Origin of the sequence: Egibacter rhizosphaerae (assembly GCF_004322855.1) — a bacterium.
Taxonomy (GTDB): Bacteria; Actinomycetota; Nitriliruptoria; order Euzebyales; family Egibacteraceae; genus Egibacter; species Egibacter rhizosphaerae.
Genome location: NZ_CP036402.1, coordinates 1,373,965 through 1,387,489, shown reverse-complemented (window position 1 = coordinate 1,387,489; position 13,525 = coordinate 1,373,965). Strand labels below are relative to the sequence as shown.

Below are 13,525 nucleotides of genomic sequence, written 5' to 3'. Positions count from 1 at the left end.
TGCTCGGTTTGCACGTGGTCCTGCGGTTGCCCGAGGATCGCCCCATGCGCCCGCTCGTACTGATCGTCGACGGTGGCGCGACCGGCACCCGCGCGCGATGGCTCGAGGGGGACCAGCGCGCGGAGGGCACGGGCGTGCCGCACGTCTCGGCCGCCGGCGAGCAGGCGGTTGCCGAGGCCGTGGCCAGCGCCGTCGAGGGCCTGCCGGATGTCCCGGTCCCGGATGGCACGACGCTCGTGGCGGGGCTCACGGGGTTGTTCGAGACGCCTGAGGCGGCGGGTGGACTCGGCGATGCGCTCCGCGCGCGGATCGGCGTCGAGACCGTGGTGCTCACCGGCGACGTCGTCACGGCCCACGCGGGTGCGCTCGGTGGCGCCTCGGGGGTCGTGGTCGCCGCGGGTACCGGGAGCGTCGCGCTCGCCGTGGGCGACGACGGCACCTGGGCACGGGCCGACGGTTGGGGGGCCCTGCTCGGCGACGCCGGTTCGGGGCACTGGATCGGCCGGCGCGCGCTCGAGGCCGCGCTGCGGTGGTACGACGGACGGGCCGGCGGCTCGCAGGCCCTGGCCGCGAGCGCCCAGGAACGGTACGGCCCGCTCGGCGGTGTGGCCAGCCGTGTCTACGCCGCGTCGGCGCCGGTGCGCGAGATCGCCGCCTTCGCCCGGGACGCGGCCGAGGTCGCTCGTGCGGGTGACGAGGTCGCCCGGAGCATCTGGTCGTCGGCGGCCGAGGAGTTGGCCGAGACCGCGACCGCGGCAGCCCGCCGGGCGGGTTCGACGGAGGGGATCGGGCGGGTGTCGTGGACCGGCGGGTTGCTCGACGTCGCCGACCTGCTCGGCGCGCCGTTCCGGGAGGCGGTCTCCGCGAGGCTCCCCGGGGCGCGGATCGTCGCGCCCCTCGGTGATCCCCTGGACGGCGCCGGGGTGATCGCGAGGGGGTCGGCGGTGCACGAGCCGCTCGTGCTCACCGGGGATGGTTGAGCGCGGCGGCGAGCCGCGCCCGCTCACGCGGCGCCACCTCGGGATCGTGGAGCGCGACCCGCGAGGGCGTGCGGTAGCTGAATCCGCACCACCCTCCCGCCCCCGCGCCATCGACCCGAAGGTCGAGGGACCGGATCGCCTCCCTGGCGCTTGCCGCCACCGACTGCAGGTAACAGCCGGTGCCGAGCACTGTGCGCGAGCTCCCGGCACGAATCGCGAGCGCGGCCCAGTCCGTCCAGCGCTGATCCAGCGCGGCGCGGGGTGCCAGGACCGCGGCGGCACCCTCGGTCGTGGCCGCGACGTCGTCCGGCAGATCGCCGAACCGGACGAGCCCGGCGTCGTCGGCGTCTCCGCGGTAGTTCATCGCCAGCACCCGATCCACGCGCCCCTCGGTGAGCCAGCCGACCCAGTCCTGCCCGAGCTCGGTGTAGGGGCGGCTCGCGACCCAGCCCCCACCCAGCCCGCCGTGACAGCAGCCGTTGACGCTCACCGTGGCGTCGGATCGCGCCCCCCGGACGGCCTCGGCAACCGTGTCCACGATCGCGCCGACCTGGCGGCGGCGCCAGTCCTGCCAGAGCGGGTCGTGCGGCCCCTCGAGATCGCGGCCGGCCTCGTCGCGGAACCGTTCCAGCGCGACGAGGTTGGCACCCCACAGCGCCGTGCCGTGCTGCGACGGATCGTCGTGGGCCACCTCGGGGTAGCGCACCCGGTCGAGGCTGACCCCGTCGACCGGGTAGTTGGCCACCGTCGCGCGGGCGATCTCGGCGATCGTCGTGCCGGTCTCCGGGTGCCCGGGATCGAGGTGCGCGATGCCGTGCCGATCGCTGTCCGTGCCGTCCAGCCGCCGGCACAGCATGGGCACGGCCCAGCTCGGTGGCGCGGCCCGCTGGGCGACCGGCGTGACCGCCAGCCACGCGTGCACCGCGATCCCCGCGGGTCGGGCGGCCTCGCAGACGGCGGCGAGGGGATCGAACGGGGGCGGGGCGAGATCCGCGTCGGCGCGCGGGAGTGGCAGCTCGTTCGCCAGAGCGTCGCCGCGCCGCGTGACCTGCACGACGAGGGTGTCGAGACCCGCGGTGTGCGCGAACTCGACCAGGTCGGCCACCTCGTCGGGGGTGCGGACCCCGGTGCCGAACCCGTCGACCCAAACCCCCCAGCAGGGGTCTCGGGGAGCTTCGACGGACCCGGAGCCGGACCCGTCGGGGGAGGCCGGTGCGCTCATCGGTCCGCAGCCGTCGGGGTGGCGTCGAGGAGCGCCTCACACAGGGCCTCCCACACCTGCCCCGGGGAGCGCGTGCCGAGCGCGGGCATGTGGCCGCAGGCCTCGAACCCCCATGTCCACAGGTCGGTGACCCCCGCGGCCCGCGCCGCGGTCACGGCCGCGTGGATCTCGTCGGCGTCCTCGGGGCCGAGGCCGAACCCCTGGATCCAGATCTGCGGGAGGCGCTCGTGCCGGTCCGCGAGCGCGGCGGTGTGTGCGGCGAACCGGCCCACGAAGGGCTCGACCGGTTCACCGAACGCGCGCCAGTAGGGGTCGGTCGCCAGCGTGTCGAGGCCCGGTGTGGCCGCGATCGGTTCCCAGTCCCGCAACCCCACGAGTGGGTCCTCCCGCGGGAGCAGGCACACCGCACTGCGCGCCCCGAGCCCGGAGACGACTCGAACGAGCTCTCGGACGAAGTCCACGAGGCTGTCCTCGCGGAACGCGCGGACCTCCTCGGTCAGCTCGGTCGGCATCGGAGCGCCGAAGCGGTCGGTGAACAGCTGCTGACAGCGAGCGCAGCGGCAGCCCCACGTGTCCTCGGGCGCGCCCACGTGGCGGGGATGCGCCCAGTGCGGCTCGTCCCAGAAGACCCGGTCCGCGCCGGCCTCGACCGCGGCGCGCGCCCAGTCGGCGAGGTGGGCGCGGAACTCGGGGTCGTTCAGGCAGGCGGCGCCCACCACACGTCCGTCGCTCATGACCTGACAGCGGTCGATGTTCCGCCCGACCCAGCTCGACTCGGCCTCCCCGCCGAACACCCGCCCGAATCCCCACGGGCCGAGCTGGACCTCGAGACCGACGGCGTGGCTCGCCTCGACGATACGACCCATCTGCTCCCGGTAGTAGGCGAAGTCGTTCTCGCTGAAGGTGTGCAGCACGCCGGTGAACCCACGGGAGCGGAGCCCCTCCATGTCCGCGGCGACGTGGCGCAGGATGCGGCTGCCGAAGTAGGAGGTCCCGATGGCCATGCGAGGATCGCTACCCCTTCGTCGCGCCCATGACCATGCCCTGGGTCATGCGCTTGTGGGTGAACAGGAAGAAGACCACGACCGGGACCGTGAACACGGCGCTGGCGGCCATGATCATCCCGAAGTCCGTGGTGTCCCGGCCGATGAACTGTTGGAGCGCGACCGGGAGCGTGTGCAGCTCAGGATTGTTGCGGTTGAACGAGAGCGCGAAGAGCAGCTCGTTCCAGGCGGAGATGAACCCGAACACGCTCGCGGCGGCCACTCCGGGCATGGCCAGGGGCAGGATGATGCGCCGGAACGCCTGCACGCGGGTCGCACCGTCGACCATCGCGGCCTCCTCCAGGTCGATCGGGATCGACTGGAAGAACCCCCGCAGGATCCAGACCACGAGCGGCGTGGTGAACGAGAGGTAGGCGAGGATCAGCCCGGTGTGGGTGCCGAGCAGATCCACCTGGCGCATGAGGATGAAGATCGGGATGAGCAGCACGACGAACGGGAACATCTGCGCGCTCAGGACCAGGATCAGGAGGTACCGCTTCAGGGGCAGCGGGTAGCGCGCGAGCACCCATCCGGCCATCGCCGCCGCGGCGACGCTCAGCACGACCGTGGCCCCGGAGACGAGGATGGAGTTGCGCAGGTAGACGGCGAAGTCGCCGGTGACGACGTTGGCCAGCCGGTCCCAGCGCACCTCGCTCGGGATGAACACCGGCGTGGACGTGAGGATCTCGCCGTCCGGTTTCAGCGCCGTGATCAGCATCCACAGGATCGGCCCGAAGGCGAAGAGGCCGACGGCGATCGCTCCCGCGTACGTCGCCAGCTGCACGAGTGCCCGGCGCGGCCAGGCACGGCGCGTGGGAACCCCCTCGGAGGTCCTCCGGGGTGCCGGGGCCACGCGGTCGGCGTCGGTCACCGTCATCTAGAGCTCCCCCTCCTCCCGGATGAGCCACAGGTAGAGCAGCGTCACGCCCGCGAGGATCACGAACATGCCCATCGCGAGGGCGGAGGCGAGCCCGAAGTCGTGCTGGGTGAACGCTTCCCGCCACGTGGTGATGGCGAGCAACTCCGTTTGACGGGCGGGTCCGCCCTCGGTCATGACGAAGACCTGATCGAAGATCTTGAAGTTCCAGATCGTCGAGATGACGATCAGCACGAGCAGCAGCGGCTTCAGCATGGGCAGGATGATGCGGCGCACCCGCTGCCAGGCGCCCGCCCCGTCCACCCTCGCGGCGTCCATGACCTCGTTCGGGACGGACTGCAATCCCGCGAGCATCGCCAACGCGACGAAGGGGAAGCTCTGCCAGACGATCGCGATCCCGATGGCGGTGAAGGCGACGTAGCGGTTGTTGAACCACGCGAACCCCTCGAAGAACTCCATGCCCACACTGGTGAGCATCCAGTTCGCGAGCCCGTACTGGTCGTGGAAGATCCACTCCCAGAGCGCGGCGACGGCGACGCGTGGCACCGCCCAGGGCAGGAGGACGAGGATCGCGAGCAACGTGCGGCCCTTGAACGCCCGATTGAGCAGCAGGGCCACGGCGATGCCGAGCACCATGGTCCCGAGGACGCAGAGGAGGCCGAACACCGCGGTGGTGACGAACACGCCGCGCAGGTGGGCGTCGGTCGCGACCTCCACGTAGTTGGCGAGCCCGATGTAGTCGAACTCGCCGGTCATGAACATGGACAGGTCGGCGTTGGTGAACGACAGCTGCAGGGCCCGCAGCACCGGCCACACCGTGAGGCCGAAGATGAAGAGGGCGGCGGGCAGGAGGAACAGCGCGGGCAGGATCCGCGCCTCGAAGAAGCGCCGGTTGGGCCCGCGGCGCCGGCGCGCTGGCGGGGCGGACGCGACGGGCTCCGACGGGGAGGCCGCCTCCCCGGTCGGCCGCGTGCCGAGTTGGCTCATTGGGCTCCCTCGGGATCGCCCGCGCCGCACCGGGGGCGGCGTGCCGCCGCCCCCGGCCAGGGCGAAGCAGGCTACTCCTGGAAGGCGTCGTTCATGTCGTCGGCGACATCGTCGAGCGCCTCCTGTGCGGACACGTCCCCCTGCATGATGAGCTGCACAGCGTCGGTGAACAGCGCCTCACCCTCGAATCCGCCCCACTCGGCCGTCGGGGGGTAGCTGCGGCTGTGGTCGGTGAGCATCTCGGCGAACACCTCCCCGTGCTCGTCGAGGTCCATCGCCTCGATGCCCTCGATCGTGCCGGGGAAGAACCCGACCGCCTCGCTGAACTCCGCGACCCGTTCGTCGGCGAGGAGGTACTCGATGTAGGCCTGGGCTGTCTCGGGTGATTGCGAGTCGGCGAAGCGGACGAGGTGGCTGCCTCCCGCGAGCGTGTCGCGGTTCCCCGCGGGGCCCTCGGGCAGCGGCGCGACGCCGACCTCCAGGTCCTCGGCCTCGCCCTGGACGACCCCCAGGTTGGGCCCGAGCCCCTCGAACATCGCCATGTCCTCGTTGATGAACGCGTCCTGAGCGTCGTTGACGTCCCAGTTCAGCGCACCATCGGGCGCGAACTCGTGCTCGCTCCAGAGGCTCGCGTACTCGTCGAACGCCTCGACGCCCTCCTGCTCGTTGAGCGTTGCTTCCCAGGTCCCGTCGTCGTGCTGCTCGCCGATCTCACCACCCGCCTGCCACACCCGGGGCAGGACGAAGTGGTTCGCGCCGGCTCCGACCACGCCGTAGGCGTGCATGTCGGTCTCGGCCTGGATGGTCTCGCCGACGTCGACGAGCTCGTCCCAGTCCTCGGGGGGCTCGAGCCCGAGCTCGTCGAAGACCTCCGCGTTGTAGATCAGCGCGCGGGCGCCCGCGTACCAGGGCGCGCCGAGCGGGGTGCCCTCCGGGGTGCCGCTCTCGACGAGCGCCTCGATGTACTCCACGTCCCCGGAGTCCTCCTGCTCGGCGAACACGCCGAGCTCGCCGAACTCCGGGGTCCAGGTGGTGCCCATCTCCGCGACGTCCGGCATGTCGTCACCCGCGATCGCCGTAGTGAAGGCGTCGTGCGCATCCGGCCAGGGCTGGAACAGGAGGTCGACGTCGGCCCCGGTCTCCTCCTCGAAGTCGGCCGTGAAGCCTTCGAGCATCTCCTCGAGGTCGTCGGAGCCGGGCTGCATGATCCAGACCGTGATGGACTCCCCGTCGTGGTCCCCCGAGGCCCCGTCGGCCTCGTCGTCCTCGTCGGGTTCGGCCTCGTCGGGTTCGGCCTCGTCCTCCGCGTCGGGTTCGTCCGCGTCGGGTTCGGCCTCGTCGGGCTCTTCCTCGTCGGGTTCGTCCGGCTCCCCCTCGGCCGCTTCCTCGGCCTCGCAGGCCGCGAGCAGCACGGTGAGGGCGAGCAGCGCGAGCAGCGCTCTCAGCGGATGCGGTGTCAGTCCGGGTCGCATGCGGGCTCCTTACCTACGGGCGGGTCTCGTCTAGGGGCGCGTCCGACGATCGTCCGATCGGGGTCGGCCGACCGTTCGCCGCTCGTCGTCACTCCGGGGAGTTCGGGTGCGTCTGCATGGCGGAGGCAATCGCGGGGTCCTGTGCGCTCACGCGCTCGCCGTCGGCGCGGCCGCCTCGCGTGCGAGGGGGCCGGAGCTCCACTTGGAGCTGATACCGGTCGCCGCGATAGACCGATCGCACGAACTCGACGATGCGTCCCCCCACGGAGCGGCTCGTGCGCTCGAACAGGAACGCGGGGGAGTGCTCGGGCACGTCGAGCAGCTCGCCCTCCTCGGCGTTCAGGACGGTCGGTTCGATGGTCTGCAGGCCCGCCCCGATCTCGATGCCGTACCGTTCGGCCAGCAGCTCGTAGAAGCTCGTGTCGACGAGGTCGCGTGCCTGCAGCCCCGGCACGAGCTCGCTCGGAACGTGCAGGGTCTCGATCGCCATCGGACGGTCGTCGGCGAGGCGGAGGCGGCGCACACGGCGCACCTGGGCCCGAGGGCTGATCTCCAGATGGCGCCCGAGGGGTGCTCCGGCGGTGACGGTCGTGAGCGACAGCGTTTGGCTGCTCGGTACGAGGCCGCGCCGGCGCATGTCCTCGCTGAAGCTCGTCATGGTGAGCTGCTGCGCGATCTTCGGCTCGGCCACGAACGTCCCGGACCCGTGCCGTCGATCGAGGTAGCCCTCGCGGACGAGATCGTCGACCGCTCGGCGCAGGGTCATCCGCGAGACGCCGAACTGCTCGCAGAGCTCGCGTTCGGCGGGGATGGCCGCACCGACGTCGAGGCCGTGGACGAGGTCGAGCACCTGGTCCCGGATCGACTCGTACTTGTTGGGAGCTGCGGCCATCTGACGGACCTCCGGAAAGGGGGCCGCTGCCCGCGTCGTCGGGATGTCGGCCACGGTGGCCAGTGAGCACGCTCGACCGTAGCAGGTCTAGACCTCAACGCAAGGGGTTCCCGAGAGGGGACCGAGATGAACTCGGCGCGAAGTCGATCGCGGGCAGTGTGCGCGAAGTGGTCAGTACCTCTCCCGCGTCCGTGCGAGACGCTGGGCGGTGGCCGCCACCAACGCGTGGTCGCCGCCCGGGAGGGAAACGTCCACGGTGGTCGCCGGCTCGGCCGGGCGGGGGAGCGCTGGCTCGCCCACCGCGGTGCGGACGTGCACCGAGGAGTCGCGGCCGGTGGCCGCCAGCAGCGCGGTGAGGTCATGGCCCGGCTCGCTGACCACCACGAGCGGATCGTCGCCGGCCATGGCGTTCATCGTGTCGCCGCTCGGCAGCGGTCCGTCCCCGATCCCTTCCCGCCCCCCGAGCTCGCACAGCCTGGCCGCGACCCCACGGGCCGCGAGCGCGTCCGCCAGGCCCCGTGCGGGCCCGGCGACGGTCGCGCCGACGACGAGGGCGCGGTCGATCGGGAGGAGCCCCACGGGGTCGTTCACCACGACCGCCCGATGGGCGAGGTCCAGCGCGAGCGAGCGGTGTGAGGGGTCGTCGGCCGCCCGTCCGTCGCCCTCGGCCCGCCAGCGGGTGCGGTGGGCCGCGACGCGGTCGGCGGCCTCGGCGACCCGATCGGCGGAGAGCCGTTGCTGCTCGACCGCCTCGAGCACGGCCGCGTGAGCGGTGCCGGGATCGGGCGGGGTCAGGAGGACGTCGGCGCCGGCGGCGAGCGCCTCGACGGCCACTGCCCCCGGTTCCCGGTCGGCGAGGGCGCCCATGGCGAGCGAATCCGTCAACACCAGTCCGTCGTAGCCGAGCTCCCGGCGTAGGAGATCGCGGGTGATGGCGGGGGAGGTCGTCGCGGGCTCGGCGCCGTCGAGCGCCGCGATCCGCAGATGCCCGGTCATCACACCCGCCGGCCGGGCGTCGGCGAACAGCTGCCGGAACGCCGCGAGGTGTCGGTCCTCGACCGATGCCCGGCCCGCCGCGCTGTGCGGGAGCGCCTCGTGGCTGTCCCCGGCGACCGCTCCGTGACCGGGGAAGTGCTTGGCGACCGCGGCGACGCCGGCCTGCTGGAGCCCCTCGACGGCGGCCGTCGCGTGCGCCGAGACCGTGGTCGCGTCCGTGCCGAAGGCGCGGTCGCCGACGACCGGGTTGTTCACGGCGTCGACGTCGACGACCGGAGCGAGGTTCGTGGTGATCCCGCACGCGAGCAGCTCGGTCCCGGCCGCCGCCCACCGGGCCTGGGCCTCCTCGGGACCCGCGGCTCGCGCGAGTGCCCGTGCCGAGGGCCACTGGGTGGCCGGCGGGGGGAGGCGCCGGACACGCCCACCCTCCTCGTCGATCGCGACCGCCAGCGGCATCCCGGCCTCCTCCCCCGCGGTGTCCTGCAGCGCGGCGACGAGGTGCGCGAGTTGCTGGGGGTGTGCACAGTTACCGCTCCAGGCGAACGCGACGATGCCGCCGGGGCGCAGGGCGCGGATCGCCTGGCGCGGGGTGCCGACCCCCAGTTCCTGCTCGTTGCGCGCGTCCGGTCGGTCGGGATCCGGACCGTGCACCACCAGCCAGAGGGTCTGCGAGATCAGCTCCGGCAGGTCCAGCCGCGCCGACGGTGGAGTCGATGGGGACGGCGGGGTCGTCACGCCGCGTGGACCTCCACACCGTCGCGGAGCGTGCGCTGCACCCCGAGGTCCTCGTCGAGGACGGCGATGTCCGCGACGGCGCCCGGTCGCAGGCTCGCGCGCTCGCCGACGAGCCCAGCCGGCGTCCCGGTGGCGGCCTCGATCGCCTCGCCCAGGGGCACCCCCAGCTCGACGAGCCGGCGGACGGCCGCGTCCATCGTGAGCACGCTGCCGGCGAGCGTGCCGTCGTCGAGTCGGGCGGCCCCGTCAGCTACGTGCACCGTACGGTCGCCGAGCGCCACCGCGCCCTCACCGAGCCCCGCCGCCGCGATGGCGTCGGTCACCAGCACGAACCGGCCTCGGGTGGCGCGCCATGCCCCGAGCAGCGTGTCGTCGGCGAGGTGGATCCCGTCGTTGATCACCAGCACCGCGATCTCGGGCCGGGCGAGCGCGGCTCCCGCGGGCCCGGGGTCGCGGGAACGGAAGCGCCGCATCGCGTTGTGTAGATGCGTGACCGCAACGGCCCCGCGGTCGAACGCCTCGTGTGCATCCTCGCTGTGCGCCTCGGTGTGGCCGACCGACACCCGCACCCCCCCGGCGACGAGATGAGAGACCAGCTCCTGGCCCCCGGGCTGCTCGGGAGCCAGGGTGACGAAGCGCACGGGTCCCGCGCCCAGCAGGCGATCGGCGATCTCGCGATCGGGCGGGACGATCAACTCGGGATTGTGCGCGCCCGCGAAGGGGCGGGCGAGGAACGGGCCCTCGACGTGGGCGCCGAGGACACGCGGTCCCTTGTCGGTGTTCTCGCCGGCGAGGCCCTCGACGACGCCGAGCGCGGTGACGAGATCGTCGATCGGCGAGGTGATGAGGGTGGGTAGGTAGGCGGTGACGCCACTGGCCAGGAGCGCCTCGCCGGCGACGGCGAAGTCCCGCGCCCCCGCCGCGAGGAAGTCGACTCCCCCGAAGCCGTTGACCTGGAGGTCGACGAAGCCGGGCGCGGCGGTCCCGCGTCCTCCCGACCCGGCCGCGACCCGTACGACGCGGCCGTCCTCGACCTCCACGTCGCCGGCGACGACGTGCCCGTCGACGACGGCTGCGGCAACTCCCAGTCGTGGCATTGCGTCCTCGCTTCCATGGCTCGGATCGGGCCTGCGCAGGTTGGACTAGACCACATCGCGCCGCAAGTGGGATCGGAGACGTCAGCTCGTCGGGGTCACCTTCCGCAATCCCACTGGCGCGTCGGGTTCGAGGCCGCGGGCCAGGGCGAGCTCGCGCGCGAGCTGTTGGGCGCGCACCACCCCCGGGATCGCGACGAAAGGCTCGGCCAGCCCTTCCGGGACCGGCAGCTGGCCCGCGCCGACCCCGACCCGCAACATGCGCGCGCCACGTTCGGCGAGCTCGGCACGGAGCGCGCTCATGTCCTCGGCCGCCGGCCCGGGGGCGTCGAACGCCAGGACGGGGAAATCTCGCTCGATCACCGCGATCGGCCCGTGGCGCAGATCCGCGGCGGAGTAGCCCTGGGCGAGGATCGAAGTCGTCTCCTTGAGCTTCAGTGCCGCCTCGAGCGCGATCGCGTAGAGGTAGCCGCGTCCCACCGAGACGATGCCGGCCGCATCGACCAGCCCCTCCGCGGCCTCCCGCGCGGGGAGGTCGTCGGCGAGCACGCTGGCCACCGCTGCGGGCAGCCGTTCCCAGTCGCGGCCGGTCCAGGGCACCGTCCCGAGGGCTTCCGCGACCAGTGCGAAGGCGGCGACCTGCGCCGTGAACGTCTTGGTCGCCGGCACCGCGCGCTCCTCGCCGGCCCGGAGGTCGATGAGCACGTCGGCCTCGTCCGCGAGCGGCGCCTCACCCGCGTTCGTGATCGCCACCGTCGTGGCGCCGGCCTCACGCATCGCCCCGAGCACGCTGACGATCTCGGGCGTCCGCCCCGACTGGCTCGTCGCGACCGCGAGGTACCCCCGGTAGTCGGCCTCGCTGCCGTAGAGCGTGTGCAGGCTCGGGGCGGCCAGCGCGACCGGCCGGCCGACCGCCGCCTCCAGCGCGTACCGCCCGTAGATCGCGGCCTGGTCCGACGAGCCGCGCGCCACGAGCACGATCCCGTGCAGGGGCTCGGGCCGAGCGGCGGCGATCGCGGCTGCGCGGTCCGCGCGCCGATCCGCCAGCTGGGCTAGGACGTCGGGTTGTTCGGCCATCTCCGCGTGCATCCGCGTGCCGGGGGTGCGCATCGTTCTACTCCTCGCCGTCTGGCCCCGACACGGACAGTCGGGGGATCCTCGGACCGAAGGCCGCGATGGTCGCCTCGTTGCGTGCCTCCCCGTCCGCGACGTTCGTGCTCTGCCACAGCGGGAGGTCGATGCCGGCGGCTGCGGCGCGATCGGCCAGGCGGGCGAGCGCGAGGCTCCAGAGGTAGACGCCGGCGAGGCTCGAGACCGGGGCGGTGTGATGCGGCCCGGCCGCGTACGCGACGTCCCCCTCGGGAGCGCCCGTGTCCAGGACGAGGTCGGCGATCTCGTCGAGCTTGGCGTCGCTGCGCCTGGGCGCCTGCCGCAGGTGCTCCAGGGAGCACACGGCCGCGACCGTGCAGCCGCGACGCGAGAGCCCTTGGGCGAGTTCGACGGGCACGGGGTTGGTCCCGGAGTTCGAGAAGACGATGCCCAGGTCCCCCGTGTCGGGTGCGGCCTGCCGGAGGATGCGCTCCGCGAGCCCGGACGTGCGTTCCCGGGCGGTGCTCGCCACGGCGCCCTCGAGCGGTGAGAGGCCCTGGTCGTACAGCGGCTGCACGCAGGCGAGCCCTCCGGCGCGGTAGAAGGTCTCGAGGAGCAACCCCGTGGAATGGCCCGTCCCGCCGACGTGGACGAGCCCGCCGTTGCGGACCGTCGCGAGCAAGGCGTCGGCGAGCCGGTCGAGCGTGACGGCGTTGCGCTCCTCGATCGCCTCCAGGTGCTCGCGCAGGTACGCGCCGAACGCGCCCGCGCCTGCTGCCACGGTGATCGCACACCCCCGGTCGCTCGGGATCCGTCGCGTGTGGTCTAGACCATACTGCACGAACGGTCCACGTGCCGGGGTGCGCCGAAGCCTCTGCTGCGGGTTGCGGGCGGAACGACGCGCCGATGGGTAGCCTGCGACGATCATGCGCGCGCTTGTGCTCGCCGGGGGCGCGGGGAGCCGGCTCCAGCCGCTCACCGACACGCGCCCCAAGCCGTTGGTGCCGTTCCTCGTCGCTCCATTCGCGACCGGGCTGCTGGTCCGGTTGCGCGAGGCCGGTGTCGAGCGCGTCACGTTCCTCGTCGGCGACGATCCCCGGCCCTTCGCCCCGTTGGTTCCGCTCGGCGGGGGCCTCGGGCTGCACGTCAACCTGCGCGCGGAGGAGGCGCGTCTCGACACCGCGGGCGGGGCGCGCCGCGAGATCGCCGGGGAGGACGAGCCGGTGCTCGTCTGCAACGGCGACATCCTCACCGATCTCGACTTCGGCCGTCTGGTGGCAGGGCATCGACGCTCGGGAGCGCTGGCAAGCCTGGCCCTCGGGCGCGTCCAGGACCCGTCGAGCTACGGGGTGGTGCTCACGGACGACGCCGGCACGGTGACCGACTTCGTCGAGAAGCCCGCCGCTGAGCACGCGCCGACGAACACCGTCAACGCCGGCACGTACGTGGTGAGCTCCGGGGCGCTCGCGGACCATCCCGGGGACGGACCGCTGTCCTTCGAGCGCGACGTGTTTCCCGGGCTCGTGGCGCGCGGCGCGCTGCACGGGATGGTGGCCGACGCGTTCTGGGCGGACCTCGGGACCCCCGCCCGCTACCGAGCAGGGCAGCGGGCGGTGCTCGAGGGTGCCTGCTCGTGGCCCTGGCCCGACGCGGTGCATCGCGACGGTGCGGGCGGCGCGCGTCACGAGCAGTCGCGGGTGGCCGACGAGGCGATCGTGCGCGATGCCAGCGTGTTGGGCATCGGGACGGTCGTCGGGGAGCGCGCCCTGGTGTCGGGCAGCGTGCTCTTCGACCACGTCGCCATCGGCCCGGGGGCCGCCGTGCGCGACGCCGTGATCGGCGAGGGAGCCCGTGTCGGCGGGGACGCCGAGGTCGCTGCGGACGCGGTCATCGGCGACGGCGCCGTGGTGCGTGAGGGGGTGCGGGTTCCCGCCGGGGCCCGCCTCGCCGCGGGCGACGTCGCCGCGTAGTCGCCCGGGCGCGTTCGGAAACGGCCCCGTGAAGGTGTCGTGTCCCCATTCCCGGGTTGACGTTCACGCGCTGCGAACGCAGAATTACACGCATGGAACTACACACGCGGGGTCCAGCGCTGAGTGCTGCGGTCCGCGTGTCCGATCCGGGCGAGCAACGGGGGTTCG

General features: G+C 73.2%; 12 protein-coding genes. 2 read left to right on the top strand and 10 right to left on the bottom strand.

Annotated elements, in window-relative coordinates:
• Nucleotides 1-44 precede the first annotated feature (44 nt).
• Nucleotides 45-980, top strand: coding sequence for an N-acetylglucosamine kinase (locus tag ER308_RS06475; protein ID WP_165491864.1), 936 nt, complete (start codon nt 45-47; stop codon nt 978-980).
• Here ER308_RS06475 and ER308_RS06470 read toward each other — a convergent pair.
• The 10 genes from ER308_RS06470 to ER308_RS06425 all read right to left on the bottom strand — a co-directional run bounded on the left by ER308_RS06470 (nt 964) and on the right by ER308_RS06425 (nt 12,168).
• On the bottom strand, nt 964-2,202 hold the full coding sequence (locus ER308_RS06470) for a glycoside hydrolase family 10-like protein (RefSeq protein WP_131154215.1): 1,239 nt from the start codon (nt 2,200-2,202) through the stop codon (nt 964-966). The two genes, ER308_RS06475 and ER308_RS06470, sit on opposite strands and share 17 nt — an antisense overlap.
• Nucleotides 2,199-3,206: a hypothetical protein gene (locus tag ER308_RS06465; protein WP_131154214.1), complete on the bottom strand. Its 1,008-nt coding sequence runs from the start codon at nt 3,204-3,206 to the stop codon at nt 2,199-2,201. Before ER308_RS06465 ends, ER308_RS06470 begins: the two co-directional genes overlap by 4 nt.
• A gap of 10 nt (nt 3,207-3,216) precedes the next feature.
• Complete coding sequence (locus ER308_RS22735; protein ID WP_131154213.1) at nt 3,217-4,122, bottom strand: carbohydrate ABC transporter permease; 906 nt, start codon at nt 4,120-4,122, stop codon at nt 3,217-3,219.
• Nucleotides 4,123-5,109 (bottom strand): carbohydrate ABC transporter permease, encoded by a 987-nt coding sequence (locus ER308_RS06455; protein WP_131154212.1) that lies wholly within the window; start codon nt 5,107-5,109, stop codon nt 4,123-4,125.
• 71 nt (nt 5,110-5,180) lie between these two features.
• A complete protein-coding gene (locus ER308_RS06450) occupies nt 5,181-6,581 on the bottom strand; it encodes an extracellular solute-binding protein (protein ID WP_131154211.1) in 1,401 nt (466 codons plus the stop codon).
• Between the two features lie 88 nt (nt 6,582-6,669).
• On the bottom strand, nt 6,670-7,473 hold the full coding sequence (locus tag ER308_RS06445) for a GntR family transcriptional regulator (RefSeq protein ID WP_131154210.1): 804 nt from the start codon (nt 7,471-7,473) through the stop codon (nt 6,670-6,672).
• A 171-nt stretch (nt 7,474-7,644) separates the two neighbouring features.
• Nucleotides 7,645-9,204 carry a glycoside hydrolase family 3 protein gene (locus tag ER308_RS06440; protein ID WP_131154209.1) on the bottom strand — a complete coding sequence of 520 codons (1,560 nt, stop codon included), beginning with the start codon at nt 9,202-9,204 and terminating at the stop codon, nt 7,645-7,647.
• Entirely contained in the window at nt 9,201-10,301 is a 1,101-nt protein-coding gene (nagA, locus tag ER308_RS06435) for an N-acetylglucosamine-6-phosphate deacetylase (protein ID WP_131154208.1), read from the bottom strand. Before nagA ends, ER308_RS06440 begins: the two co-directional genes overlap by 4 nt.
• Nucleotides 10,302-10,382: 81 nt before the next feature.
• On the bottom strand, nt 10,383-11,408 hold the full coding sequence (locus tag ER308_RS06430; protein WP_205745943.1) for an SIS domain-containing protein: 1,026 nt from the start codon (nt 11,406-11,408) through the stop codon (nt 10,383-10,385).
• 4 nt (nt 11,409-11,412) lie between these two features.
• Complete coding sequence (locus ER308_RS06425; RefSeq protein ID WP_165491863.1) at nt 11,413-12,168, bottom strand: sugar isomerase domain-containing protein; 756 nt, start codon at nt 12,166-12,168, stop codon at nt 11,413-11,415.
• Nucleotides 12,169-12,313: 145 nt separating this feature from the next.
• On the opposite strand from ER308_RS06425, the gene ER308_RS06420 reads away from it, so the two are divergent.
• Nucleotides 12,314-13,357, top strand: a complete 1,044-nt coding sequence (locus ER308_RS06420) for a nucleotidyltransferase family protein (protein ID WP_131154206.1) — start codon at nt 12,314-12,316, stop codon at nt 13,355-13,357.
• Nucleotides 13,358-13,525: the final 168 nt, after the last annotated feature.

Excerpts from the sequence above, each read along its gene's own strand:
- ER308_RS06430 (WP_205745943.1), bottom strand. The coding sequence starts at position 11,408 with ATGCGCACCCCCGGCACGCGGATGCACGCGGAGATGGCCGAACAACCC.
- nagA (WP_131154208.1), bottom strand. The coding sequence starts at position 10,301 with ATGCCACGACTGGGAGTTGCCGCAGCCGTCGTCGACGGGCACGTCGTC.
- ER308_RS06420 (WP_131154206.1), top strand. The coding sequence starts at position 12,314 with ATGCGCGCGCTTGTGCTCGCCGGGGGCGCGGGGAGCCGGCTCCAGCCG.
- ER308_RS22735 (WP_131154213.1), bottom strand. The coding sequence starts at position 4,122 with ATGACGGTGACCGACGCCGACCGCGTGGCCCCGGCACCCCGGAGGACC.
- ER308_RS06475 (WP_165491864.1), top strand. The coding sequence starts at position 45 with ATGCGCCCGCTCGTACTGATCGTCGACGGTGGCGCGACCGGCACCCGC.
- ER308_RS06465 (WP_131154214.1), bottom strand. The coding sequence starts at position 3,206 with ATGGCCATCGGGACCTCCTACTTCGGCAGCCGCATCCTGCGCCACGTC.
- ER308_RS06450 (WP_131154211.1), bottom strand. The coding sequence starts at position 6,581 with ATGCGACCCGGACTGACACCGCATCCGCTGAGAGCGCTGCTCGCGCTG.
- ER308_RS06445 (WP_131154210.1), bottom strand. The coding sequence starts at position 7,473 with ATGGCCGCAGCTCCCAACAAGTACGAGTCGATCCGGGACCAGGTGCTC.
- ER308_RS06470 (WP_131154215.1), bottom strand. The coding sequence starts at position 2,202 with ATGAGCGCACCGGCCTCCCCCGACGGGTCCGGCTCCGGGTCCGTCGAA.
- ER308_RS06455 (WP_131154212.1), bottom strand. The coding sequence starts at position 5,109 with ATGAGCCAACTCGGCACGCGGCCGACCGGGGAGGCGGCCTCCCCGTCG.